A 23,687-nucleotide genomic window follows, 5' to 3' on the forward strand; every position below is an offset into this window, starting at 1 on the left:
CAACGCCGCCCCCTGCCGGAGCCGCCCCTTGTCGGAGCCATCGGAAGCCTGGGGTCAGAGCGCCCGGTTCCAGCCGATCTTCGCGGCTTCGCCCGGCTGATCGTAGGTGTCGGGGATTTCGATATTGGCGAGGCTTTCCTGCGTCACCGCGTAGGACGGCGTGATGACGAAGCGTGGCGCCTTGCGCCCGGCGATCACCTCGTGGGCGTAGAAGGCGTTCATATAGGCCATCTCGTAGAAGCTCTGGGCGAGCGTCAGCGCGAAAGGCGAACCGGCCTGGATGTACTCGAAGGACTGCTGGCCGCCGTCGATGCCGGTGATGAACACGTCGCGGCCGGACGCCTTGATGGCGAGCGTGCCCTCCGAGGCCGCGCCGTCCCAGGCGCACCAGATGGCGTTAAGGTCGGGATTGGCGGTGAGGATGTTGTCCACGACCTGGCGCGGCGTGGTGGTGCCGCCGAGCGCGAAGGCGATCTCGGAGACGACCTGGATGTCGGGATTGCGCAGGAAGACGGACTTGGCGCCCAGCGTGCGCTGGTCCCAGGATTCGTTGGAGGGCAGGGACACGAGCGCGACCTTGCCCTTCCCCTTCAGGCGATCGACGATGTATTGCGCGCCATAGGCGCCGAGACCGAAATTGTTGGACATGGCGGTGGAGGTCACCGTCGTGTTCGGCACGTAGCTGTCACCGCAGAAGATCGGAATGCCGGAGGCGACGGCGGCCTGCACGGCGGGCGCGATGGCGGCGGCGTCGGCGGGCGTGATGAAGATCGCGGCGGGCTTGGAGGCGACGAAGGCGGCGATCTGGTCGGCCTGCTTCTTCACGTCGTAATTGGCGTCGGCGATCGTCAGCGTGCCGCCGAGCTTCTTCACCGCATCCTCGTAGCCGGCGACGATGTGGCGGCCCGATTCCCAGACCGTCCAGCCCAGCGAAGCGCAGAATTGCGCATCCTGCGCGAAGGCGAAGTTCGGCCGGGCCAGCGCGGCGGCGACCGTCAGCGCGGCGGCGCCGCTCAGAAAGCCTCGGCGTGACAGGCGAAGGCCGGCGGCTTCGGGGCTGTTGTCGTGAAATTCGGTCATGTCGTGTCCTCCCTTTGAATGTTGAGTGGCGCCGGTCCGTCCTGGCCGGCGGTCGCGTCGATCTCCCGGTCAGCGCGACTGGTTCAAAAGCTCGCGGTATTCCTCGCGCGTCGGCACGCGCGGATTGGTGCCGTGGCAATGGTCCTTCAGCGCCTCGCCCGACACGCGCTCCATCATGGCCTCTGTCACGCCCATCTCGTCCAAGCCCGACGGCAGGCCGATGTCGCGCGAGAGATCGGCCATCACCTCGTCCGGCGCGCCGCCCAGGATGTCTGCCAGGACGTCCCATTTGCCGCCGATCGCCGGTCGGTTGAAGCGCAGCACAGCCGGTGTGAGCACGGCGTTGAGCGTGCCGTGATGCAGGTTCAGCTCGCGCACGGCGCCCAGCGGATGGGTCAGCGCGTGGACGGCGCCGAGCCCTTTCTGGAAGGCCATGGCGCCTTCCAGCGCGCACATCATCATCTCCCAGCGGGCCTGGCGGTCAGCGCCGTCGCGGACCGCGCGGCGGATCGCGCCAAAGCCCCGCTTCAGCCCATCGAGGGCGATGGCGTCCGCCGGCGGGTTCACGGAGGGGGCCATGTAGGTTTCCAGGCAGTGCGACAGGGCGTCCATGCCGGTGGCCGCCGTCAGCTTGGGCGGCAGGCCGTAGGTGAGTTCGGGATCGCACAGCGCCACGCTCGGCAGCATATGCGGGCTGACGATGCCGAGCTTGCGCCCTTCAGCCGTGATGATGACGGATGCGCGCCCGACCTCCGAGCCCGTCCCGGACGTGGTGGGCACCGCGATCAGCGGGCAGATGCGCCCGTGGATCTTCGCCGCGCCACCCTCGACGGCGGTGTATTGCGCAAGCGGCCCCGCGTGGCCGGACAGGAGCCGTACGGCCTTGGCCAGGTCGATCGAGGAGCCGCCGCCAAGGCCCACGATCCCGTCACAGCCTTCCCGACCATAGAGCGCGAAGGCCGCTTCCACCGCCTCCTCGGTCGGGTTGGCGGGCGTGTCGGGGAAGACGGTCGGCGCAGCGTCGAAGAGCGTCAGCACGCGCTCGACGAGACCCGTGGCGACGAGGCCGCGATCCGTCACGATCAAGGGGCGCCGCACGCCCAGGCCTTCCAGAAGCGCCGGCAGCCGCGCGATGGCGCCTTCGTCGAACTCGATACGGGTCAGGTAGGTGATGAGAGCCATCGGGGGCGCGCTTCCAAGACGGGGGACGTCGTGCCTGTCCGGCGAATTCGGCTTCTCCGGACAGGCTACAAGTCTCTGTTTTCACTGCATCCTCCAACGACGGAGCCTATCCGCTCTGCCGGGAGATGCTTTGGGTCGAAGGCAGGCGTCGGCACGCATGGCGAAGCCTCGCCATGCCGCGACCAGGTTTTGCCGAAATGCGTCACGGCACCGCCCGTCGGCCAAGCGGCGTCGTTCGGCGGGCCCGGATCGGGCCGCCGGATGTCTCGTCTGACGTCTAGAATCCTCCTTCGGAACGAAGATGGCCTCCGGCCTCCTGTTCCGACTTCGGCGGCCTCCCGGCGCCGGCATTTCGTCTCTATCGGATTGCGCCTTGCGTCGTCAACCGATATATGAGTTATTGAAGCCAGACTGATGAAGCGAAGTCAACTCCCTCTCCTATACCACGGAAGAGCCCATGAATTCCGGGATCGGCGCCGAGGCTTTGGCGCGCGTGGCGGTTGAAAGACCGACCCAAAAGGCCGAACAGATATATGAGTTGCTGCGGCACTCCATCGTGCGCCTGCACATGGTTCCGGGATCGGTGATCTCGGAAAAGGAGCTCTGCCTGCAATACGGCGTGTCGCGCACCCCGGTGCGGGAGGCCTTGAAACGGCTGGCGGAAGAGGACCTGGTGGACGTGTTCCCCCATTCGGGAACCTATGTCTCGAAGATTTCCTTCGACGTGGCGGAGGAAGGCTTCGTGATCCGCCGCGCGCTGGAGATCGAGAGCATCCGCCGCGCCGTGCGCTTCGTCACCGATGCAGATGTGGCGCGGCTCGACGCGCTGATCGCCGACATGCGCGACATCCTGGCACGCGAGGCGCTGCACGAATATATCGAGGTGGACGACGCCTTCCATTCGGCCATCGCCGGTATCAGTCACTATCCACGCATCTGGAAGTTCATCAACATGGTGAAGGCGCATCTCGACCGGATGCGCCAGCTCTCCGCGCCCGTACCGGGGCATCTGGCGGAGGTCACCGAGCAGCACGCCTCGATCGTGCGGGCGCTCGCCCGGCGCAACGCCGACCAGGCCGAACTTGCCATGAAGATCCACCTGGAATCATCCTTCGCGGTGATGAGCGCGATGTACGAGGAAGGCCGTTATTTCAAACGGAAGGACGTCTGATGCTGGATGTGCCCGCCGGCGCTCCGCGCCTTGTCGACGTCGAGAGCGCCAGCTTCCTCGGCTACAGCCGCGCGGACGGGCGCGTCGGCACGCGCAATTTCATCGCCATCGTCTCTTCGGTGAACTGCTCGGCCACCGTATCGCGGGGCGTGGCGGCGCATTTCGCCTCGCCGGCGGGGCGGCTCGAGCGCTTTCCCCATGTGGACGGCATCGTGGCGATGACGCATGGCGGCGGCTGTGCGGTCAACCTGCATACGGCGGGCTACGACTATCTGACCCGGGTTCTGGCGGGTTATGCCGCCCATCCCAATGTCGGGGCCGTCCTGATGATCGGCCTTGGCTGCGAGACCAACCAGATCCCGCTTCTCCTGCGCAAGCACGGGCTGAGCGAAGGCCCGCTCCTGCGCACTCTGACCATTCAGGGCAGCGGCGGCACGCGGGCGACCATCGCCGCCGGTATCGAGGCGATCGAGGCCATGCTGCCCGAGGTCGACGCCGCGCGGCGCACGCCCCAACCGGCCGGGCATCTGACGCTCGCCTTGTCGGCCGAAGCCTCCGACGACCCGGCCGCCGAGGCCGCGCTCGGCCACGCGGTCGATCTGCTCCTGCGCCAGGGTGGCACGGCCGTGCTGGCGCAGACGCCCGATCTTCTCGACGCCGCACCCTTGCTCGCCGGTCGCGCCGCCTCGCCCGCCGTGGCCGAACGGCTCGCCGCGCGGATCGAAGACTGGCGCGGCACGAGCGCGCGCGCCGATTTGCCGGACCGGGCTGCCCACGGAGGCGGGACCGCTTCGGCTGTCTCGACATCGGATCGGGCGCGGCCTTCCGCGCTCGCCAAGGCCGGCGCGTCGCGCTTGGAGGCGGTCTACGACTATGGCGAGCCGATCGCGGCCCGCGGTTTGGTCGTGATGGACACGCCCCGCTACGCGCCGGTGGCGCTGACGGGCCAGATCGCGGGCGGCTGCACCCTGGCCGTTCTGGCGACCGGACGCGGCGGCGCGTCGAGCTGCAAGCCGGTGCCGGTGCTGCGGCTCGCCACCAACACGCCCTTGTTCGAGCGTATGAACGAGGATCTCGATCTCGATGGCGGAACGGTCGCCTCCGGGCTGGAGACTGTGGAACAGGCCGGGACTCGCATCTTCCGGGCGCTGCTTGCCGCCGCCTCCGGCGAGCCGACCCGCAGCGAGCTCGGCGATTTCGGCGACAACGACTTCGCGCCCTGGCAGGTCGGCGCGGTGATGTAGGCCAGCGCGGGAGAGTCCCCGTCGGGGGAACCGCCTTTTCGAGAACAACAACCGACGGTGCGATGGCGGCGGGACAAGACGAGCCGCCGCGCCCCTTGGGAGGACAAGACGATGACCGAATTGAAGACCAGCTACGACGTCGTGATCATCGGCGCGGGCGTCGGCGGCGGCGCGCTGGCCAATGCCCTGGCCGCGCCCGGCCGCGAGATCCTGATGATCGAGCGAGGCCCGCGTCTGCCGCGCGAGAAGGACAACTGGAGCGTCGACGCCGTCTTCCACAAGAAGAAATACGCGACCAAGGAGGAGTGGCGCGACAAGGACGGCGCTCTCTTCAACCCCAGCACCTACTATTATGTCGGCGGCAATTCGAAATTCTTCGGCGCGGCCACCGTCCGCTTCCGCAAGGAGGATTTCGAGGACCTGCAGCACGAAGCCGGCATCGCCCCCGCCTGGCCCGTTTCCTACGACACGTTCGAGCCCTATTACGCCCGCGCCGAGCGGCTCATGGGCACGCATGGCGAGGCCGGGCTCGACCCGATCGAGCCGCCGCGCTCGGGCCCCATGCCCTATCCCTCGATCGGTCACGAGCCCGAGATCGCCTGGTTCGAGACCAAGCTGCGGCAAAAGGGGCTGCGGCCCTTTCCGCTGCCGATCGCCATCGACTATCACGACGGCGGCGCCTGCGCCCGCTGCCGGACCTGCGACGGTTTCGCCTGCAAGATCGGCGCCAAGGGCGACGCCGAGATGCGCCTCGTCAATCCGGCGCTCGCCAAGGGCGGCGTGACGCTCATCACCGAGGCCTTCGTCCATCGCCTCGTCACCGATCCCTCGGGCGGCAGGGTCACGGCGGTCGAGTTCGATTACCAGGGCGAGCGCCGGACGGTTTCGGCCAAGGTCTTCGTCTCGGCGGCTGGCGCCATCAACTCCTCGGCCCTGCTCCTGCGCTCGCGCAACGACAAGCACCCGAACGGGCTCGGCAACAACACGTCCGACCAGCTCGGCCGCAACTACATGGCCCACAACAACACGGCGATGATGGCGATCTCGCCGTTCAAGAAGAACCGCGTCGTCTTCCAGAAGTCGATGGCGATCAACGACTTCTACCTCGCCAATTCCGAGCGGCCCTATCCGCTCGGCAACGTGCAGGGCCTCGGCAAGCTGCAGGCCGGCATGCTGACCGCGAGCGTCAAATGGGCACCGGAAAGCATGATGGCGCTGTTTGCCGAACGCTCCGTGGACTGGTGGCTGATGTCGGAGGACCTGCCCGATCCCAACAATCGCGTCAGCCTCGACCCGGACGGCAAGATCCGCCTCTCCTACACCGCCAACAATCTGAAGGCGCATGGCGAGCTGGTGAAGGTCTGGTCGAAGATCATGAGATCGCTCGGCTATCCCCTGATCGTCACGCAGAAGATGGACATCAAAGTCTCGATGCATCAGTGCGGCACCGCGCGCTTCGGCACCGATCCCGCGACCTCCGTTCTCGACACCAACTGCAAGGTCTGGGATGTCGAGAATCTCTACGTGGTGGACGCCTCCTTCCTGCCGTCCTCGACGGGTTTCAATCCGTCGCTGACCATCGTCGCGCAGGCGCTGCGCACGTCCGAGCAAATCCTGAAGGAGCTGGGCGAGACCATCGCGCTGCCCATGCCGCCGGTGCGCGCGGTCGAGACCGTGCCTGCCTGATCCGACACATACGAGAATCCGAAGCCCATCGGGACAGTTCCAGACGCGGGGACCGACGAGCATCTTGCCGTTTCCCGCGACGCCGGCTTCGAGGGATGCGAGGGCGCATCGGCGAGGACCGGCCACGAAGGGGCGGCGAGACGACCCGCCCGGCCGGACCGGCGGACGTTTCGCATGGGCTCACCAATCATCAAGAGGGAGGGAAAACACCATGACGGCCAAGCGTGACTATGCGCGCATGTTCGATCTCACCGGCCGCAAGGCCATCGTGACGGGCGGTTCGCGCGGCATCGGCCGGGCGCTGGCACAGGCGCTGGCGGCGCACGGCGCCGACGTCGCGATCGTCGTGCGCTCGACGCTCGCCCAGGCCGAGGACCTGGCCCGGGAGCTCAACGCCGGAGGGGGCGACAGTTTCGCCATCCAGGCCGACGTCTCCAACCCGGACGACGTCGAACGGCTGGCCGCCGCCGTCGAGGCGCGCTGGGGGCGCGTGGACATTCTCGTCAACAATGCCGGCACGATCTATCCCGGCGACGCCGAGACCTATGCCCTGTCGGACTGGCGGGCGACGATGGCGGTCAATCTCGACGGCGTGTTCCTGGTCAGCCAGGCGATCGGCCGTCTGATGATCCGCCAGAAGTCCGGCTCGATCATCAATATCGGCTCGATGTCCGGGCGCATCGTGAACTGGCCGTTCAAGCACTCGGCCTACAACGTCTCCAAGGCCGCCGTTCACATGCTGACCAAATGCCTCGCCACCGAATGGGCCGAGCACAACATCCGCGTCAACGCCCTGGCGCCCGGATACATCCTGACCGAACTCACCGAGGAGGTGCTGCGCGAGAACCCGGATGTGGTGAACAACCACTGGGCCAAAAGCGCCGTCCAGAACCGCATCGGCACCGTGGACGAGCTTGCCGGCTCGGTGGTCTATCTCGCCAGCGACGCCTCGTCCTTCACCACCGGCGAAATCCATACGGTCGACGGCGGCCTGACGCTGCGCTGACCCTTTTCCAGGACCACAGGACCATGACTCAACGCGGATACGGCGGCCCCCTTCGCTACGTCCAGGGCCCGGGCGTGACGGCCGATCTGGGGCGCTACCTCGCCCCGCTCGGCGACAAGGCGCTGGTGGTGATCGACGGCTTCTTCTGGGACAGGCTGCGCCCGGATCTGGAAAGCGCCCTTGCAGCGGCAGGGGTGGCGGCGGACTTCGTGCGCTTCGGCGGCGAATCCTCCGACGCCGAGATCGAGCGCTGCGTGGCGGCGGGGCGCGCAGCCAGTGCCGCTTCCGTCGTCGGCATCGGCGGCGGCAAGGCGCTGGATACGGCCAAGATCACGGCCTTCGGCATCGGGGCGCGCATCGTCACCGTTCCCACCATCGCCTCGACGGACTCGCCGACGAGTTCGCTCGGCGTCGTCTACTCGCCCGACGGCGTCTACGACCGCGTCGTGCGCTGTGGGCGCAATCCGGACGTGGTGCTGGTGGACAGCGACCTCATCGTCAAGGCGCCGGCTCGCTTCCTGGCAGCCGGCATGGGCGACGCGCTCTCCACCTTCTACGAGGCACGCTCCAACATCGAGTCGCGCTCCAACAACTACATCGGCGACGGCTACGCCTCCACGGTCGGCGGCTACCAGATCGCCCGCGCCTGCCACGAGGTGCTGATGCGTGATGGGCGGGCGGCCTATGCGGCGGCCAAGGACGGGCGGCTTACCCCGGCGGTCGAGAACATCATCGAGGCGAACACGCTCCTGTCGGGCCTCGGCTTCGAGAATTGCGGCGTCTCGGGCGCACACGGCATCCACGACGCCCTGACCGTGCTGGAGCCGACGCATCATTTCCTGCATGGCGAGAAGGTCGCCTTCGGCGTCCTCTGCCTCCTCGTCCTGGAGAACCGTCCGCCCGCCGAATTCGCGGAAGCCCTGTCTTTCTGCCGCGATCTGGGCCTGCCCACGACGCTCGCCGATCTCGGCTTGGCGACCGTCAGCGCTGCCGATCTCACGCGTGTCGGCGAGGCGGCGATGCTGCCGACCAACGTCATCCACTCGGTTCCCGCCAAACTCTCGGTCCGGGCGATCGCCGACGCGATTGCGACGGCCAGTCTGCTGGCCAGCCGACCCGCCCCCGCGCCTTAACCGTGGCGGCGGCTTTGTTGCAAAGCAGCGGCCGTTGATGCGAGCTGAGGCTGAGAGATGAGCCAAAGCTTGGCTTGACTGATGAGCGCAGCGTTCAGCGGCCGTCACTTCGCGCCTGACATCATCATTCTTCGCCTGCGCTGGTACTGCCGCTAAGCCCTTAAGCTACCGCGACCTCGAGGAGAGGATGCCCGAGCGTCCTCTCCCGGTGGACCATACGACGGTCTACAGATGGGTTCAGCACCACGCGCCCGAGCTGGGCCGTCGTGTCCAGCGATGCAAGCCGCTGTAAACCAAGACATGGTATGTCGATGAGACCTCTATGAAGGTTCGCGGCGAATGCATGTGTCTGTGTCGGGCGATTGGCGAGGGTGGCGAGACACTGAACGTCCATCTCTCGCAAACCCGTACGACGACGGCCGCCAAACAGTTCCTGAGCACGGCCTCGAACCGCTCACCGCATCATGGCCCGTCCGTCGCGTCGACCGACAAGATCCGCGCCTGCAACGAGGCGCTTGGCTCGCTGCGCAAGGAAGATCGCCTGCCGCCGACCTGCCAGCATCGGCAGGTGACGTTCCTGAACAACAGGCTGGAATGCGATCACGGGAAGCTGCAGCAGCGCATCCGCCCGGTGCGTGGGCTCACGTCGCGCAAGACGGCCTACAATTCCCTTCGTGGGTTCGAAGGGATGCGGATAATCCGCAAGGCCCAGTTCCGTTCGATGGTCGACAACCTCACAGGCTGATCGGAGGCTCGGTAGATCGGACGGCTGTTTCGGGTCTTCATCGCCTGAAAATTGAATAGAACGGGATCGTTGCAATCAAGTTGGCTGTCCGCCACCGAGCCTCCCGCTCTGGTTGCGGTTCACTTTCTCGGACTGAAGATCCCGTGATGCCGCGTTTCGCTTCCCCGTCAGAATACAACGCTCTCCTGCGCGGAGGTCTGTTGATCGTGGCCACCCTTTTCGCCTGGAACGTTCAGGCGCAGGATCGCCGCGACGTGCGCGAGCCGTCGCTGCCGACGCAAGTCTGCGCGACCCTGGCGTCCAAAGGCGATGCGGATGACACAGGGCGGATACAAGCGGCTATCGATCGTTGCGAGCCGGGTGCGGCCGTCCGCCTCGTTGCCGCAGCAAGCGACGGACGGTTCGTCAGCCGGCCCCTGCACATGGCATCGGGCGTCACGCTCTGGATCGATAGCGGTGTCGTGCTGGCAGCGACGACGGACCCACTGGCCTATGACCGGGGACAGGGCACCTGCGGCACCATCGCCACCAAGGGGGATGGCTGCGCGCCGTTTCTGTCCTTCTCCCATACGCAGGGCGGCGGCATCGTGGGAGACGGCACGATCGATGGCCGGGGCGGCGCGGTCATGGCCGGCCATCGCGAAACCTGGTGGCAGCTCGCCCGCCGAGCGCAGAACGAAGGGGGCCATCAGAACAATCCTCGCCTGATCGAACTGGAGCAGGCCCGCAATGTAACCTTCTACAGGGTAACGTTACGCAACGCCGCCAATTTCCATGTCGCGCTCAACAAGGTCGAGGGCGCGACCTTCTGGGATGTCAGGATCGACACCCCTGCCGACGCACGCAACACCGACGGGATCGATCCCGGCGCGTCGCAGGATGTCACTATCGCCCATAGCTTCATTCGCACGGGAGACGACAATATCGCGATCAAGGCCGGCAAGGGCACGACCCGCTTCGTCTCGATCCTGAACGATCATTTCTACTGGGGACACGGCCTGTCGATCGGGAGTGAGGTCAACGAAGGCGTCAGCGACATCCTCGTCCGCGATGTGACGCTGGACGGCACGACGTCGGGGTTGAGGATCAAGAGCGACGCCAGCCGGGGCGGATTGGTCACCCGCGTGCGCTACGATGGCGTGTGCTTGCGCGGGAACCGGAAGCCGATCGACTTCGATACGCGCTACGATCCCGGTGTTGGAGGTCAACATATCCCGGTCTATCGCGACATCCTGTTGCACGATGTGAGCGGCACGGATGGGGCGTTGATCCTGCGCGGCTATGACGGCGCTCATCCGCTGCATGTGACGCTGAATGGCGTGCACTTCGCGTCCGATGCGACATGGAATATCGACAACGCGCAATTGTCGGCAGGCCCCGGTGGGGTGTCACCGATCCCCGCAGGCTATGATCTATCCCCCGCTCGCGGGCCAAGCCGAAACTGCGACGCGTCTTGGGTGCCGTTTCCAACGGATCATACCAAAGCGCATTGATCAGACCGGCTTCTCCATTCGCGGTGTCGAGGTCAAGCGCTCCTGAGCGGATGTCTCGCCTTGGCTGATGGGTGATCCCTTGGCTGTCATGCCTCTCTCTATGATCAACTCGGTCGGGCCCTTCCCTGAGGGGATCGGAATCAGCGAGGCGGCTCGATCTGTTGCGCTTGGCTGTCGTGCGAGGGGCATGATCGGCTCAAGAGTCCTATGTGTTCAGTCCCGGCCTCTGATGGATCGGTTCTGCACCTCGGCAATATCGATGTGGAAGAAGCTCCCTCTCAGCGATGCTGCGCATCGTCTGCCTTGCAAGGGATCGGATAGCGCTTGAAGCGCCGCCGGTTTGGCCTGTCCCTCCCGATGTCCGGCAGGCGCGAGATGCCACGCCGTTGCAGGCACCGATGCAGCGCGGAGCGCATCAGATGCGGGAGCGACGGTTGCAGGGCGTAAAGGCTGTCGTCGAGCAGCAGCAACGTGTGGCGTCGGAACGCCACGACCATTGCCTCCTTCCCCTCGGTCAGTGTCGTCGAATGAGGCCTTCAGATCCTGAACGGTTGCCCGCTTCCGCCACTTCGCGACCACTTCGGGCTGATCCCCAACTCACGGCTCAGCGTCGCGAGCGAAGCTTGTGATCGCTCGGATGCTGCTCGGACGGCGTGCATGGTCGTGGCGCACCCATGATGGACCTGCCCCATAGTGCCTCCTTTCATTCCAACGAAATGGATCGGACCATCAAACCGAGGGATCAAACACCCAACCGAGCTGCGGAGTGGGCCAGCAACGATGTTTCTCCTGATGAAAGGCTTGTCTTTCTCATGCCGATGGGGCGTGGGCCCGGCGCGGGGCCTCGTTCATGAAGGCAAGCGTCTCATCGAACGAGCGGATGCCGGCGTCGGAACCGAGGCCCGTCGCCACCAGCGCGGCTGAAGCTTGGGCAAAGGCGAGCGCCGTGGAGACATCCATACGGTGGTGGAGCGCGGTGATGAAGCCGGCGTCGAATGCGTCGCCGCAGCCTGTCGTGTCCACGACATCGATCGCATAGGCGGGCTGGTGAACGGTCTCGCCGGAGGCCGCGACGAAGCAGGCGCCGTCGCCGCCGAGCGTGAAGACGCAATGCTTGACGCCGCGCCCAAGAAAGAAGCCGGCGGCCGATGGCACGTCGGCAGCCCCCGAAATGTCGCGCGCTTCCTCAATGGAGGGCATAAAATAGTCGATATGGGGCAGGAGTGGCTCGATCAGCGATAGGGTCTGCGGACCGGCGCCCAGAAGATCGAAGGTCACGGTGCGGCCGCGCCGCTTGGCCTCGGCCAGAAGCCGCGCGCTCGGCGCGCCGTCGAGCTTGGCGAGGAGCCCGGTGCCGCCGAGATGGATGATCGCTGGCGCGAGCACGGCGTCGAGCGCGGCGTCGGCCACCTCGAAATGGTCCGAGGCACCGCGCGCGTGGAGGGCCGGGCGGCTGCCGTCGCGGCGGATGTTGAGGATCGTCGCGGAGGTCGGCACGCCCTGAAGCTGCTGCATCTGGCTCGTGTCGACGCCGAAGCGCCGGAGCGTGGCGAGCACGAAGTCGGCCTTCTCGTCGTCGCCGACCGCACCCACCGCAAGGCAGTTCAGGCCGAGCTTGGCGAGATCGATCACCGTGCCGCCCGCCGTTCCCGCGACGGTCAGGCGGATCTCGTCGATGAAGGCGACCTGCCCGCCGGGCGGAATGGCGTCCACCGGGCGGCCGAGGACGTCGAGGATGTAGAGACCGATCACGGAGACGTCGTGCGACATGGAAGCGCCTTTGGGAACGGGAAGGAAGGAGAGGACCGTGCGTCAGTCGCGCTGGCTGAACGCGAAGATCGTGCCGGCAAGGAGGATGAAGCCGCCGACGATGGCGAGCTGTAGCGTGCTCGGGATGCCGACGAAGATCAGGACATTGCTGACGAGCGTGATGAGGAAGACGCCGAGCAGCGTGCCGATGACGCTACCCGAGCCGCCGGTGATGCGCGCGCCGCCCAGCACCACGGCGGCGATCACGTCGATCTCCATGCCGGCGAGATCGAACGGGTTGGCGAGCCGGTTGGAGGCGACGTGGACGACGCCCGCAATCCCCGCCAGAAGCCCAGCATAGGCGAAGACGAAGACGCGCACCCGGAAGAGGCTGATGCCCAGGCGCTCGGCGATCCCCGGATTGCCTCCAACCGCGAAGACCGCGCGGCCCATCAGCGTGCGCTCCAAGACGAACCACGTGACGAGAGCGGCAACGAAGAGGACGAGGACGCTCGCCGGCAGGATGGAGATGCCGCCGCCCGGCGCGGTGTGCGTGTAGAGCGAGGCCCGGCCGAAGACGTCCATGGCCGTCGGAATGTTCATGAACAGCGCCGTCCCGACGAAGGTCAGGAGGAAGCTGCGGATAATGTACTGGGTGCCGATCGTCACGATCAGCGAGGGCGCCTTCAGCGTGTGGACCAGGACGCCGTTGACCGCGCCGAGCAGCGCGCCGCCACCTCCCGCCAGGAGGAAAAAAACCACGAGCGGCATGTCGGGCGCGTGGTTCGTCGCCAGCATCGTCAGCGCGTACATCATCAGCGCGGCGATCGCGGTGAAGGACACGTCGATGCCGCCCGCCGCGAGCACGACCAGAACGCCCATCGCAAAGAGGCCGCGCACCACGGAAGCGCGCAGGACGTCGAAGAGGTTGTTGACCTGGAGGAAGTCCGGGTTGGCGATCGTCACCGCGACCGAGGTGAGGATGACGAGCAGAAGCGTGAAAAGCTCGGGCCGGCGGACCATGCGGTCGAAGACGCGGGAATGCCAGGCGTCGCCCCGTGCCGGCGGGGCCGATGCGATCTCGGTCATGCGTCGAGTCCTTCTCCAGCGGATGCGAGCGAGCGGTAGATCGTGTCCTCGCTCCAGTCCTCGACGGGCCGCTCGGCCACGACCCGGCCCTGGCGCATGACCGCGATCCGGTCACAGTTCTGAAGGAGTTCAGGCAGGTCGTCGCTGATGATGATGACGGCCATGCCGCCGTCGGCGAGCCGCTGGATGATGCGGAAGATCGTGTCCTTGGAGCCGACATCGACGCCGACGGTCGGCCCGTGCAGGATCAGGAGGCGCGGCTCGATGGTCAGCCATCGGCCGATCAGGACGCGCTGCTGGTTGCCGCCCGATAGCGACTGGACGGGAAGGACGACGTTGGGCGTGGCGACCTGGAGGTCGGCCACCGTCGTCTCGGCGAGCTTTCGCGCGAGCCGCCCGCTGATGATGCCGAGCGCGCCGCGTAGGCGGTCCAGCACTGGCAGGGTGATGTTCTCCTCGATCGACTTCTCGAGAAAGAGCCCCTCGGTCAGCCGGTCCTCCGGCACGTAGCCGATGCCGGCCTCGATGGCCCCCGCGGGCGTGCGCAGCTCCACCGCTTCACCATCAAGACGGATACGCCCGCTGCGCGCGGGCCGGACGCCGGCCAGCGCGAGGGCGAGTTCGTTGCGCCCGGAATCGGCAAGGCCCGTAAAGCCCAGGATCTCGCCGCGCCGGAGCGAGAAGGACACGTCGCGGAAGGCGTCGCCCCCCAGGGCTTCGACCTCCAAGAGCGTGTCGCCGAGTTTGGGCTCGGTGCGATAGCGCGCCTCGCTGATCTCGCGGCCTGTCATCCAGTGCATGAACTCGGCCTTGGAATGCTCGGCGACATCGAGCTCGGCCACCTTGCGCCCGTCGCGCATGATGATGGCGCGCCCGCCGATCGCCTTGCACTCCTCGAGCTTGTGCGTGACGAAAAGAACCGCGACGCCGCCCGCGCGCAGCCGCTCGACGACGCGCAGGAGGTTGTCCACCTCCTGGCGCGTCAGCGAGGTCGTCGGCTCGTCCATGATGACGAGCCGCGCGTCGGCGGCCACCGCCCGCGCGATGGCGACGAGTTGGCGGGTGGCGAGCGGCAGTGTGTCGGTGCGCCGGGACAGGAAGTCGCGGTCCGTCGGCAGCTGCACCTTGGCAAGCGCGGCCCGCGCCGTCTCGCGCAGCGCCCCCATGTCGAGCCGGCGGGCGAGATGGCCATCGGCGGCGACGAGCTGCCCGGTAAAGGCGACGTTCTCGGCGACGGAGAGATTGGGAAGGAGGGAGAGGTCCTGGTAGACGGTCTCGATCCCGGCGCGCAGCGCGCCGATCGGGCCGATGTCGCCCGCCCGCTCGCCGGTCGGTGTGCCATCCACGAGGATCTGGCCCTCGTCGGCGGCCTGCGCGCCCGAGATGATCTTGATCAGCGTTGACTTGCCACAGCCGTTCTCGCCCATCAGATGGTAGACGCGGCCTGCCTCGATCACGAGGTCCACCGCCTTCAGCGCGTGGACGCCACCGAAGGATTTGCGCACGCCCCGGATTTCCAGAAGCGGAGGGGCGGCGTCGGCCGGTCGCGGCGCGGAGACGACGGACATGATGACATCCTGATGGAGACGGGGCTGCTCCGGGGCCGCCGAGACCCCGGAGCGGTCGAAAGATGCGTTCGCGCCGGGGCTTAGAACGGGTAGTTCTTGTAGGAGGCCTTATCGACATCGACCCAGGCCTCGCCCTGAACGATGACGCCCTTGCCGGGGCCCTTCTTCACCGACACCTTGTTATAGCCGGGAACGCCCAGATCCATGCCGTCGGTGACTTCCTTGCCGTCGAGCACCATGTTGGCGACGACGTTCATGACGTAGCCGGCATCCTTCGGATCCCAGAAGAAGATCTCGTCCACCGCGCCGGTTTCGAGATAGGGGCCGGTGTCCTTGGGCAGGCCGAGGCCGTAGACGCAGGTCTTGTCCTGCAGGCCTGCCTCTTCCACCGCGCGGCCGATGCCGATGACGTCGATCGCCGACGAGCCCTGGAAGCCCTTGATGTCGGGATAGCGGCGCAGAATCTCCTTGGCCTTCTCATAGGCCTTGTTGGCGTCGTTGAAGGACTCGTTCTTGGCGGCGACCAGTTCCATGCCCGGGTACTTCTTGGCGTTCTCGGCGCCTGCATCCACCCATTGATTGTGCGTCAGGCTGCCGAGCGAGCCGACGAAGCTCGTCCACTTGCCGGACTGGCCCATGCAGGCCGCCAGCTTCTCGTTGATGCGTCGGCCGAAAGCCGCGTTGTCGAAGGCCTCGATATCGACGGCGGTGTTCACCAGGCTATCGCCCTCGTGGGTGATGACCTTGATGCCACGCTGCCCGGCGCGGCGCAGCACGCCTTCCAGCGCCGCCGGGTCCATCGGCACCACGGCGATGGCCGAAACGTTCTTGGCAACCAGATCCTCGATGATGCGGCCTTGCTGGGCGGCGTCCGCCTTGGCCGGGCCGACCTGGCTTGTCGCGACGTTCGTATGCTCGGCGCCGTAGGCGTCGACACCCTGGTTCATGCGGGTGAACCAGTTCTCGCCCGTCACCTTCACGACGGTGACGATCGTCGGCTTGTCCTGGGCCGTGGCCGCGCCGGCGCAGAGGGTCAGGCCGAGCGCCGTGCAGGCGGCGAGCTTGGATAGAGTGGTCATATGGATCCTCCCATTGGATATGAAGTGCGGGCGCGCCTTTCCTGCCTCGTCTCCCGGCAGGGATGGCGCGCTGTTCCGACGTGTCAGCGGCTCGGCCGGAGCCAATAGCCGAAGTCGAACCTGGCGAAGGCCAGAAGAGCGAGGAGCAGAAGTCCCCAGGCGAGATCCCGAAAGAAATTCGAGATGTCCATGAAGTTGAAGAGGCTGGACAGGATCTGCAGGGCGGTCGCCGCCAGAAGCACGCAGCCGACCTTGCCGTAGCCGCCCTCCGGCTTCACCCCGCCCATCACCGCGATCAGGATCGCGATCAGAACGTAGGAGCCGCCGTAATCCCACTTCACAGAGGCGTTGCGGGCGGCGATGACGATGCCGGCAATCGAGGACAGGAGGCCGCTCGCCGTATAGGTCAGAACGATCATCCGACGCTCGGCGATGCCGCCGTAGCGCGCGGCCTTGGGGTTGCTGCCGAGCAGCATCAGGCGCACGCCGAAGGGCGTGAAGCGCAGGACGAAGCCGATGATCGCCGCGACCACGAGGAACAGCGCGAAGCAGATCGGCATGCCCAGCACCGGCGAGTTGCCGAAGTCGTCGAGCGGCGGGATATAGCCGAGGCTCAAGGCGGAGCCGTTGGTCAGGAACACCGCGATGCCGGTGAACAGGAGCTGCGTGCCGAGCGTTGCGATCAGCGGTGTCAGGCGGCCATGGGCGATCACCAGTCCGTTCGCCAGCCCCCCGACAAGGCCGATGAGAAGTGCAATCCCGGCAAAGCTCCAAGAGAAGAGTTCGGGCGCGCTATCGGGGGACACGAAGAGCTTGGCCAGCATCAAAGCGCCAATGCCCGACAGGTTGGCCAGCGCGATGCCCGAGAGATCGATGCCGCCGTTGCCCGAAGTCATGGCCAGCATCACGCCGAAGGCGAGGAGGCCGAGTTCGGGGACCTGCGCGGCCATCGATTGAAGATTGTAGCTATCGATGAAATTAGCGCCGGCCAGCATCGCGCCCGCCGTCAAGAGGACGACGTTGAGCAAGCCGAGAAAAACGCCTTGGCGATCAAAACTGCGAAGCAAATCGCACCTCCCGTACGATCTTATCTCGGAACGTGACCCATCCGCTTGGCGGATCGGTCTCCCTCACGTTCCAATTTTTGACATCTGTCACAAAAAAATGTCTAATGTCAATTCATCCTGATAGCAGGATAGGCATGGCTTCCGTCAAGCTGGAAACCAGTAAGCGTCGAGCGTTTCGACGCTCTCGAACCGAACTTATGTTCGTCTAGGTAGGGAACTCACCCAACGTATTGCCATGATTGGTGGATTCCATCCGGTATTGGGTCCTTCGGATGGAGACGATCATGCGCGATCTGTTCTGGCTGTCGGACGAGGCGTGGGCGAAGTTGGAGCCGCACCTGCCCAAGAACCAACTTGGTAAGCCGCGGGTTGATGACCGGCGGGTTATCTCAAGCATCCTCCATATCCTGAAGACCGGCGGTCGCTGGCGGGATGTGCCGCCTGAGTACGGACCGGCCAAGACAATCTACAACCGTTACACTCGATGGGCACGGCGTGGCGTCTGGCAGCGGATCTTCGCCAAGGTCGCAGCCGCAGGCGCTGTCCCTGATGAACTCTGCCTCGACAGCACCCATGTCAAAGCACACCGCTCCGCATCCGGCGGAGTTCGCAGGATCAGCAAGACATCCAGTGGATGTCTTGCCCGGAGAACGGGGAGTTCAGCCAAGCGGTCGGCATCTCGCGCGGCGGCCGAACGACAAAAATCCATTGTCTGGCTGATGCTTGTGGCCGGATCGTCGCCCTTGCCCTAACGCCCGGCAACATCGCCGACATCACCATGGCTCTTCCGCTCTTGGAAGCTATAAGACCGACGAAGCGTCTGATTGCAGACGAAGCGTCTGATTGCAGACAAAGCCTATGATGCCGATAAGCTTCGGACTTGGCTCAGCGAGCATCAGATCGAGCCGGTCATTCCGGGGCGGGCCGCCCGCCATATCGTCTACCCGCTAAACCGCAAGGCCTATCGCCGTCGCAACATCATCGAGCGCATGTTCGGCAGGCTCAAGAACTGGAAGCGCATCGCAACCCGCTACGACCGCCCCGCCATCAACTATCTCGCCGCCATCGCCCTGATCGCCACGGTCACTCAATGGCTTGGGTGAATCCCCTACCTAGCGAATAACGCGAACCGACACCGCAACGGTCCCGGCCAATTCCGACCATACGCGATCGGCCGTGACCGCTGGCAAACCGAGCTTGCCAGCCAAGGCCAGACAACTCCGATCCCCCAAACTCAATCCCTTTACCCTGGTATGTTCGGTTAACTCGGCCGAGGCCTCGGCGTCTTCCATGGAATGAGGATGGCATTCGAGATTGAGGGATTGGATCGTTAATCTGGCGTGCCGCGAGGTCATGCCTTTCGCGAGAAGTTTGACCAAAAGTTCCTGCACGTTGACCGCAGAAATGATGGCTCGACCTTCGAGCAGCGTTGCAACCTCATCACCACCTGGCTCTTGCAGAAGAAAGGCAAGAACGGCGGATGTGTCTAGAACGGATGCACTCACTTGCTTTCGGGCTCCGGCTGGCTGGCCACCTGACCATCCTCGAACTCTTTAGCGGCTTCGGCGCGGCGCTCAGCTATGAACTCGTCTACGACCCCATCCCCATTTGGAATGTACTGGCGAACGAGTTCCTGAGCACGCCTCAGGGAACGCCTCAGAGTGGTGACCTCAACCTCGCCATTCTCCTTTTCGATGAAGACGAGTTTTCCTCCTCCTTCCAACTCCAAGCGCGCACGTATGGCAGATGGAAGGTTCATGCGACCGTTTGCGGCAACAGGAACAACGTGTCTATGGTCCATTTCGGAAAACCTCATCCTAGATCCATAACGGGATTAACTTTATCCATTGCACGGTTGGGCTGCAAAGGGTAAGAAACATAAAATATGGTAGAATACGCCGTCGATTTATGTTCAAAAATGATCGTTTAAGGACAGGCTCCGCAGAGCCTGATCAGAAACCAGCTATCCGACGTATCGGACATGTTCTATAAGATCGCGACATATAAGGTCGTTTTCGAGGTTCGATGTCCCGAACTTTTGCCTATGTCCGCGTGTCCACCCACGGGCAGACCACCGAAAACCAGATCGGCGAGATCAAAGTCGCCGGCTTCGACGTCCATGCCCGCCGCGTCGTCTCGGAAACCGTGTCCGGTTCGGTCGCCACCAAGGAGCGCGAGGGCTTCACGCGTCTCCTCGATCGGATGGAGGAGGGGGACGTTCTGGTCGTCACCAAGATGGACCGTCTTGGCCGCAACGCGATGGATGTGCGAACCACGGTCGAGACGCTGGCCGAGATGGGCGTGAAGGTTCACTGCCTGGCGCTGGGCGGTGTGGACCTCACCAGCTCGACGGGCCGCATGACGATGAGCGTCATCAACGCGGTCGCCGAGTTCGAGCGCGACCTCCTGATCGAGCGCACCCATGCGGGCCTGATCCGGGCGAAGGAACAGGGCAAGGTGCTGGGCCGTCCGCGCAGTTTGACGGACGCGCAGAAGCAAGTGGTCCGTGAGAAGTTGGGGGAGGGGGCTTCGGTGTCGAAGCTCTCACGCGACTATGGCGTCAGCCGGCAAACCATCCAACGAGCGCGGGACGAGGTGAGAGGACGGGTCGAACCCGATCTCGGCGTCGAAACATCCGCTGCTCATGCATAGCGGTGTAGTGCCTCCTCGACCAGGGGTAGAGGCGCCCGCATAGCGACTGTGTTGGGTGGAAACCGGTCAGGCAGCTTTCGGCTGTCAGGGCTACTTAGCTGCCGTTCGACGCATGGCTTAATCCCTTAGGCGATAGTGGTAGTCGTAGAGATGGCGGACAAATCCTGTTCGACGGTAGAGGGCATGTGCGGCCGGGTTGTCGGCCAGGACCGACAAACAGGCGGACGTCGCCTTGTTCTGATGCGCCCAATTCTGAAGGCTCGACACAACCTGCCCCGCCAGCCCTCGTCCCCGCGCATCAGGTCTTGTCGCGACGGCGTCGATACCGAGAATGCCGCGATGGATGATGCCGTACGCCAAGGCAACGATCTCGCCCTTCTGCCGATACGATGCATAAGCGGCAGGCAAGGTTATGGCTGACAAGGACGCACTCAGAAAGCTGCCAGCCGGGGGCGAGCCACCGAACGCCATCCAAGCCTCGATCCAATCCGCAGGCACGGCTCCCGTCTCGACTGCCACTGCTTTGGATCGAGACCGACTCGCGATGTCGGGGGCCAAAAGAACCTGACTGGGAGCATCAATTGTATAGCCGCGATCAGCGAGCATCTCGTCGACATCGTCGCCGATCGACAGGATTTTGATGATCGTCGGTCGCCCGAGCCGATGATACAGGGCCTCGCCAGCGGCGAGTACAGATGTGAAATCGTCCGACCGATAGGGCGTTGGACTGATGCAGTTCGTCCGTCGCACCGTGCCGCCGGAGGCCCGGATCAACCAGCCGTCCTGATAAGTCTCCACGGGTGAGGGACGGACGTTCAGAGCGACCTCTTCGACCTGCCAAACTAGGGACATTTGAACGCTCAAAAACCAAAACGATCTGCAGTCTAGGACCGCTTCTTGGAGATCGCAAAGGATCAGGCCAAGGCAGTGTTGGGTCGAAAGCGGGTGGTCCGCTTTCGGGCGTGTCGGCTTTGCTTTTTCCAACTGAAAAATGTTTACCGGTCGGGCGACTCCGACCTGGCCATCAGACCAACTGTCGATGTTGGTTTCGATCGCGACGCCAGCATTATAGCGGCGCTGATTACGATGATTGCACACCCGAAGCTCGACTGCTTGGACGGTGACTCGCCAAAGGCGGCATAGCCAATCACTGCTGCATAGATCAGCGACACGTAGAAGAATGGGGCGAGGAAACTGGCCTCGGCCAACCGAGCCGCCTGGATTATGCAGGCCTGACCGATGAGGGCGACCGCGCCGACCCCTAATAGGAGCCAAGCCACGTTTGACGTCGGCCACACCATGGACGGAGCCCCCAGGGCGCCTGCCAGCAAAGCACCCGCCAGATTGCTGAAGAAGAGGATCGTCACCTTTCCGTCCCGTGTCCGGCTCAGCCACTTCACCGCCACGACCTCGGCGCCCATGAAGGCCGCAGCGGCGAGCGCCAGCACCGCCCCGAAGCTGACCATCGAGAAGTCCGGCGTCGCGATGACGAGGGCTCCGCAAAGGCCTGTGAGCGCCGCCAGCCACCGGCGACGTACGATCCGCTCTTCGAGCGCGACTGTCGCAAAGACCATCGCAAAAATCGGGCTCGTGAATCCGATGGCCGTTGCGGACGCCAGCGGGATGCTGCGAACCGCTTCGAACATGAGGGCGATGCCGCCAAAGCCCGCGATCGTCCGCCAGACGTAGCGAGCCGGTGCCTCCACACGCAGGCGGGTCGGCTGCACGACCATGATCGGAAGCACGAGCAACGCGGCGATAGCGTAGCGGGCGAAGGTGATCTCCAGTGCGGGAATACCCACGCCGCGGGTTATAGCGATCTGCTTGGCCAGAGCGTTCATCACGGAGAACGCGAAGGCACCCATCAGAACCCAGCAGCCGGCTGCGACATGGCGCGTAAGCACAGGTTTGCCCGTCATGCGAACCTTCTATGCGTCGCCTTTTGCTCGTCGGCACGCGCGAGGCCCGTCTCCGGCTTCGTTGGGCGACGCACTGGGGTGGCGGGAGGCATCGGAGCTAACCCATCACGATCAGCACTGCACTCACCACGACGAGGGCCGCCATGACGAGGTTCACGATGCGCGCGCTGTCGCCGCCCGTCATCAGACGCTGAAGAGCCTTTCCCGCCAGCACCCAAGCGCTGTTGCAGAGCATGGCCGCGACGGCAAAGATCACGATCATGACGAGCGCGCGCGTCACCAGGTCCGCGGACACGCCGGAATAGGCAGCGCTCGCCGCGACCGCCATCGTCCAGGCTTTCGGGTTAACCCATTGGAACATGGCAGCTTCGAAGAGCGTGAGGGGACGTGCCGCTTCCGGTTCCGGTTCCGAGGTCGACGGAACGGAGGCTGGCTTGAGTGCTGCCCCGGCGAGTTGCCATGCAAGCCACATGAGCCAGATCGCGCCCCCGACCCGCAATGTTACGAGGACGTGGGTAAACCGTTCTAGGACCGCACCGAAGCCGAGAACGACGGCTCCCATCATGAGGGAGAAGCCAAGCGCTATTCCCAACATGTGCCGCAGCGTCCCCCACCAGCCGAAAGCGGCGCCGGACGCCATGACCATGAAGTTGTTCGGCCCCGGCGTGATTGAGGTGACGAAGGCGAAGTTCGCCAGGGCCAGCAGGGTTCCTGAATGCTCCAAGGGATGTCCTCTCATAGAAAAGACATCACCTATATCGCTCGACGGCGGCGGCATGGATGCCGTATTGCGCAGGCTTTCGCTGCAAGGATGCAGGTAAGGGCGATGGGACCGATCGACTGGGATGATCTGCGCTTCCTGCTAGCGGCCAGCCGTGCCTGCTCCGTCAACGATCTGGCGCGCGAAGAGAAGGTGGACGCTACCACCGTCGGCAGACGCCTGAAGTCGCTGGAGGCCGCCTTGAACGTGTCCCTGTTCGTGCGAGCCCGGGGACGGCTCGAAGTTACGGAACAGGCGAGGCATTTGCTCGCGTACGCGGAACGGATGGAAGAGGCCGAACTCGGCTTCCGAATGGATGCGCATAGGCTGCGGGTTGCCCCGGAGGGCACGGTGCGCATCAGCGCACCGCCAACGCTGGCTCGATACGTCTTGGCACCAAGCCTTCCTAGCCTCGCGCAACGCCACCCTGGTCTGTCGATCGAACTTGATGTCGAGCCGGCCAACGTCCGCGTCGAGCGTTGGGAGGCCGACATCGCCGTGCGCCTCGGACCGCGCCTGGAGGCGAACGATACCGTGCTCGCGCGCAAGATCGGACGGATGGCCTACGGACTGTTCGGACCGGCCGACCAGCCGATGCCACAGCGGTGGATCGCTTATCCGCATCGCTTTTCGCAAGCGCCGGAAGCGCAATGGGTCGAAAGAGAATTGAGCGGTACGGCCCCAGCTCTGCGCGTCAACGATCCGGTCGCCATAGCCCAAGCCGTGGCATCGGGATTGGGGCGTGCCGTGTTGCCCGAACTCATGGCGACGGCGTTGCCGACCATCGTGCAGCAGGGGCCTGCGGTGCTGCATCGCGAGGTCTGGCTGCTTCGTCATCCGGAACTTGGAATGACGCAGCTCGTGCAGGCCGTGTGCGATTGGCTCGTCGAGCTCGCTCGGGAGAGGCTGTGAGCAACTACTGCTAAAGCCGGCACAGTTTGAGGGAACGGGCGAGTGGATGTCCGCTATGGAGCGCTTTGTACTGAGGCTCGAATGACTTTGATGGGTCGATAGCGCATGGGCTGCTTGCGGACGTCTGCGTTCTCGATCCCCTGAGACCGGAC

At 64.9% G+C, this 23,687-nt stretch carries 23 protein-coding genes and 2 pseudogenes; 12 read left to right on the top strand and 13 right to left on the bottom strand.

The genetic code is table 11. From position 1 onward, the window contains the following. Positions 1-54: 54 nt before the first annotated feature. Positions 55-1,080 (bottom strand): sugar ABC transporter substrate-binding protein, encoded by a 1,026-nt coding sequence (locus AUL28_RS17355; RefSeq protein ID WP_058601970.1) that lies wholly within the window; start codon positions 1,078-1,080, stop codon positions 55-57. A 69-nt stretch (positions 1,081-1,149) separates the two neighbouring features. Continuing rightward, complete coding sequence (locus AUL28_RS17360) at positions 1,150-2,262, bottom strand: iron-containing alcohol dehydrogenase (protein ID WP_058601971.1); 1,113 nt, start codon at positions 2,260-2,262, stop codon at positions 1,150-1,152. Between the two features lie 457 nt (positions 2,263-2,719). On the opposite strand from AUL28_RS17360, the gene AUL28_RS17365 reads away from it, so the two are divergent. The 7 genes and pseudogenes from AUL28_RS17365 (at position 2,720) to AUL28_RS17395 (ending at position 10,740) form a co-directional block, all read left to right on the top strand. Further along, positions 2,720-3,433, top strand: a complete 714-nt coding sequence (locus AUL28_RS17365) for a GntR family transcriptional regulator (protein WP_062235026.1) — start codon at positions 2,720-2,722, stop codon at positions 3,431-3,433. Continuing rightward, the gene (locus AUL28_RS17370; RefSeq protein ID WP_062235029.1) at positions 3,433-4,677 is read left to right on the top strand and encodes a UxaA family hydrolase; all 1,245 of its coding nucleotides are present in this window, start codon (positions 3,433-3,435) and stop codon (positions 4,675-4,677) included. The genes AUL28_RS17365 and AUL28_RS17370 overlap by 1 nt, the downstream gene beginning before the upstream one ends. Before the next feature lie 111 nt (positions 4,678-4,788). Beyond that, entirely contained in the window at positions 4,789-6,363 is a 1,575-nt protein-coding gene (locus AUL28_RS17375; RefSeq protein ID WP_062235033.1) for a GMC family oxidoreductase, read from the top strand. Positions 6,364-6,574: 211 nt separating this feature from the next. After that, a complete protein-coding gene (locus AUL28_RS17380) occupies positions 6,575-7,369 on the top strand; it encodes an SDR family NAD(P)-dependent oxidoreductase (RefSeq protein ID WP_058633951.1) in 795 nt (264 codons plus the stop codon). A gap of 23 nt (positions 7,370-7,392) precedes the next feature. After that, a complete protein-coding gene (locus tag AUL28_RS17385) occupies positions 7,393-8,502 on the top strand; it encodes a glycerol dehydrogenase (protein WP_058633952.1) in 1,110 nt (369 codons plus the stop codon). Positions 8,503-8,809: 307 nt separating this feature from the next. Beyond that, a pseudogene (locus AUL28_RS17390) lies at positions 8,810-9,247 on the top strand (DDE-type integrase/transposase/recombinase); the annotation flags it as partial. Between the two features lie 206 nt (positions 9,248-9,453). Next, on the top strand, positions 9,454-10,740 hold the full coding sequence (locus AUL28_RS17395) for a glycoside hydrolase family 28 protein (protein WP_244493558.1): 1,287 nt from the start codon (positions 9,454-9,456) through the stop codon (positions 10,738-10,740). Between the two features lie 311 nt (positions 10,741-11,051). Here AUL28_RS17395 and AUL28_RS23710 read toward each other — a convergent pair. The 6 genes and pseudogenes from AUL28_RS23710 to AUL28_RS17425 form a co-directional block, all read right to left on the bottom strand. Then, positions 11,052-11,432: pseudogene (locus AUL28_RS23710) on the bottom strand (IS481 family transposase); the annotation flags it as partial. A gap of 118 nt (positions 11,433-11,550) precedes the next feature. Next, a complete protein-coding gene (locus tag AUL28_RS17405) occupies positions 11,551-12,510 on the bottom strand; it encodes a carbohydrate kinase family protein (protein ID WP_058633955.1) in 960 nt (319 codons plus the stop codon). A gap of 42 nt (positions 12,511-12,552) precedes the next feature. Next, positions 12,553-13,578 carry an ABC transporter permease gene (locus AUL28_RS17410; RefSeq protein ID WP_062235038.1) on the bottom strand — a complete coding sequence of 342 codons (1,026 nt, stop codon included), beginning with the start codon at positions 13,576-13,578 and terminating at the stop codon, positions 12,553-12,555. Continuing rightward, on the bottom strand, positions 13,575-15,146 hold the full coding sequence (locus AUL28_RS17415; protein WP_062235041.1) for a sugar ABC transporter ATP-binding protein: 1,572 nt from the start codon (positions 15,144-15,146) through the stop codon (positions 13,575-13,577). The genes AUL28_RS17410 and AUL28_RS17415 overlap by 4 nt, the downstream gene beginning before the upstream one ends. Before the next feature lie 80 nt (positions 15,147-15,226). Beyond that, positions 15,227-16,225, bottom strand: coding sequence for a substrate-binding domain-containing protein (locus AUL28_RS17420; RefSeq protein ID WP_058633958.1), 999 nt, complete (start codon positions 16,223-16,225; stop codon positions 15,227-15,229). Between the two features lie 83 nt (positions 16,226-16,308). Next, positions 16,309-17,220 carry an ABC transporter permease gene (locus tag AUL28_RS17425; RefSeq protein ID WP_082640541.1) on the bottom strand — a complete coding sequence of 304 codons (912 nt, stop codon included), beginning with the start codon at positions 17,218-17,220 and terminating at the stop codon, positions 16,309-16,311. A gap of 356 nt (positions 17,221-17,576) precedes the next feature. On the opposite strand from AUL28_RS17425, the gene AUL28_RS23550 reads away from it, so the two are divergent. Genes AUL28_RS23550 through AUL28_RS23560 form a run of 3 tightly spaced genes read left to right on the top strand, consistent with a single transcriptional unit; the run spans position 17,577 to position 18,395 of the window. After that, positions 17,577-18,044, top strand: a complete 468-nt coding sequence (locus tag AUL28_RS23550) for an IS5 family transposase (RefSeq protein ID WP_280137287.1) — start codon at positions 17,577-17,579, stop codon at positions 18,042-18,044. Then, a complete protein-coding gene (locus tag AUL28_RS23555) occupies positions 18,005-18,154 on the top strand; it encodes a hypothetical protein (protein ID WP_374701434.1) in 150 nt (49 codons plus the stop codon). Before AUL28_RS23550 ends, AUL28_RS23555 begins: the two co-directional genes overlap by 40 nt. Continuing rightward, the gene (locus tag AUL28_RS23560; RefSeq protein WP_280137288.1) at positions 18,117-18,395 is read left to right on the top strand and encodes a transposase; all 279 of its coding nucleotides are present in this window, start codon (positions 18,117-18,119) and stop codon (positions 18,393-18,395) included. Before AUL28_RS23555 ends, AUL28_RS23560 begins: the two co-directional genes overlap by 38 nt. Positions 18,396-18,404: 9 nt before the next feature. Here the strand turns inward: AUL28_RS23560 and AUL28_RS17435 are convergent, their stop codons facing one another. Both AUL28_RS17435 and AUL28_RS17440 read right to left on the bottom strand, forming a co-directional pair. Beyond that, positions 18,405-18,797 (bottom strand): type II toxin-antitoxin system VapC family toxin, encoded by a 393-nt coding sequence (locus tag AUL28_RS17435; protein ID WP_058601984.1) that lies wholly within the window; start codon positions 18,795-18,797, stop codon positions 18,405-18,407. Continuing rightward, the gene (locus AUL28_RS17440; protein WP_082640539.1) at positions 18,794-19,108 is read right to left on the bottom strand and encodes an AbrB/MazE/SpoVT family DNA-binding domain-containing protein; all 315 of its coding nucleotides are present in this window, start codon (positions 19,106-19,108) and stop codon (positions 18,794-18,796) included. Before AUL28_RS17440 ends, AUL28_RS17435 begins: the two co-directional genes overlap by 4 nt. Positions 19,109-19,317: 209 nt before the next feature. Here AUL28_RS17440 and AUL28_RS17445 point away from each other — a divergent pair, with 209 nt between their 5' ends. Continuing rightward, positions 19,318-19,944, top strand: coding sequence for a recombinase family protein (locus AUL28_RS17445; RefSeq protein WP_062235047.1), 627 nt, complete (start codon positions 19,318-19,320; stop codon positions 19,942-19,944). A gap of 117 nt (positions 19,945-20,061) precedes the next feature. Here AUL28_RS17445 and AUL28_RS17450 read toward each other — a convergent pair whose 3' ends face one another. From AUL28_RS17450 to AUL28_RS17460, 3 genes are all read right to left on the bottom strand, one after another. Then, positions 20,062-21,042, bottom strand: coding sequence for a GNAT family N-acetyltransferase (locus AUL28_RS17450; protein ID WP_192843485.1), 981 nt, complete (start codon positions 21,040-21,042; stop codon positions 20,062-20,064). Then, a complete protein-coding gene (locus tag AUL28_RS17455) occupies positions 20,940-21,863 on the bottom strand; it encodes a DMT family transporter (protein ID WP_062235054.1) in 924 nt (307 codons plus the stop codon). The genes AUL28_RS17450 and AUL28_RS17455 overlap by 103 nt, the downstream gene beginning before the upstream one ends. Before the next feature lie 97 nt (positions 21,864-21,960). Further along, a complete protein-coding gene (locus tag AUL28_RS17460; RefSeq protein WP_192843486.1) occupies positions 21,961-22,587 on the bottom strand; it encodes a LysE family translocator in 627 nt (208 codons plus the stop codon). Between the two features lie 102 nt (positions 22,588-22,689). Between AUL28_RS17460 and AUL28_RS17465 the strand changes: the two genes are divergently transcribed. Then, positions 22,690-23,535 carry a LysR family transcriptional regulator gene (locus tag AUL28_RS17465; RefSeq protein ID WP_062224336.1) on the top strand — a complete coding sequence of 282 codons (846 nt, stop codon included), beginning with the start codon at positions 22,690-22,692 and terminating at the stop codon, positions 23,533-23,535. Positions 23,536-23,687 lie beyond the last annotated feature (152 nt).

The organism is Aureimonas sp. N4 (genome assembly GCF_001463925.1).
In the GTDB taxonomy this organism is placed as follows: Bacteria; Pseudomonadota; Alphaproteobacteria; order Rhizobiales; family Rhizobiaceae; genus Aureimonas; species Aureimonas ureilytica_A.

Bases quoted from the DNA above. Each gene is read 5' to 3' on its own strand.
- AUL28_RS17355 (WP_058601970.1), bottom strand. From the start codon at position 1,080: ATGACCGAATTTCACGACAACAGCCCCGAAGCCGCCGGCCTTCGCCTG.
- AUL28_RS17360 (WP_058601971.1), bottom strand. From the start codon at position 2,262: ATGGCTCTCATCACCTACCTGACCCGTATCGAGTTCGACGAAGGCGCC.
- AUL28_RS17365 (WP_062235026.1), top strand. From the start codon at position 2,720: ATGAATTCCGGGATCGGCGCCGAGGCTTTGGCGCGCGTGGCGGTTGAA.
- AUL28_RS17370 (WP_062235029.1), top strand. From the start codon at position 3,433: ATGCTGGATGTGCCCGCCGGCGCTCCGCGCCTTGTCGACGTCGAGAGC.
- AUL28_RS17375 (WP_062235033.1), top strand. From the start codon at position 4,789: ATGACCGAATTGAAGACCAGCTACGACGTCGTGATCATCGGCGCGGGC.
- AUL28_RS17380 (WP_058633951.1), top strand. From the start codon at position 6,575: ATGACGGCCAAGCGTGACTATGCGCGCATGTTCGATCTCACCGGCCGC.
- AUL28_RS17385 (WP_058633952.1), top strand. From the start codon at position 7,393: ATGACTCAACGCGGATACGGCGGCCCCCTTCGCTACGTCCAGGGCCCG.
- AUL28_RS17405 (WP_058633955.1), bottom strand. From the start codon at position 12,510: ATGTCGCACGACGTCTCCGTGATCGGTCTCTACATCCTCGACGTCCTC.
- AUL28_RS17410 (WP_062235038.1), bottom strand. From the start codon at position 13,578: ATGACCGAGATCGCATCGGCCCCGCCGGCACGGGGCGACGCCTGGCAT.
- AUL28_RS17415 (WP_062235041.1), bottom strand. From the start codon at position 15,146: ATGTCCGTCGTCTCCGCGCCGCGACCGGCCGACGCCGCCCCTCCGCTT.
- AUL28_RS17420 (WP_058633958.1), bottom strand. From the start codon at position 16,225: ATGACCACTCTATCCAAGCTCGCCGCCTGCACGGCGCTCGGCCTGACC.
- AUL28_RS17425 (WP_082640541.1), bottom strand. From the start codon at position 17,220: ATGCTGGCCGGCGCTAATTTCATCGATAGCTACAATCTTCAATCGATG.
- AUL28_RS23550 (WP_280137287.1), top strand. From the start codon at position 17,577: ATGCGCGATCTGTTCTGGCTGTCGGACGAGGCGTGGGCGAAGTTGGAG.
- AUL28_RS17440 (WP_082640539.1), bottom strand. From the start codon at position 19,108: ATGAGGTTTTCCGAAATGGACCATAGACACGTTGTTCCTGTTGCCGCA.
- AUL28_RS17445 (WP_062235047.1), top strand. From the start codon at position 19,318: ATGTCCCGAACTTTTGCCTATGTCCGCGTGTCCACCCACGGGCAGACC.
- AUL28_RS17455 (WP_062235054.1), bottom strand. From the start codon at position 21,863: ATGACGGGCAAACCTGTGCTTACGCGCCATGTCGCAGCCGGCTGCTGG.
- AUL28_RS17465 (WP_062224336.1), top strand. From the start codon at position 22,690: ATGGGACCGATCGACTGGGATGATCTGCGCTTCCTGCTAGCGGCCAGC.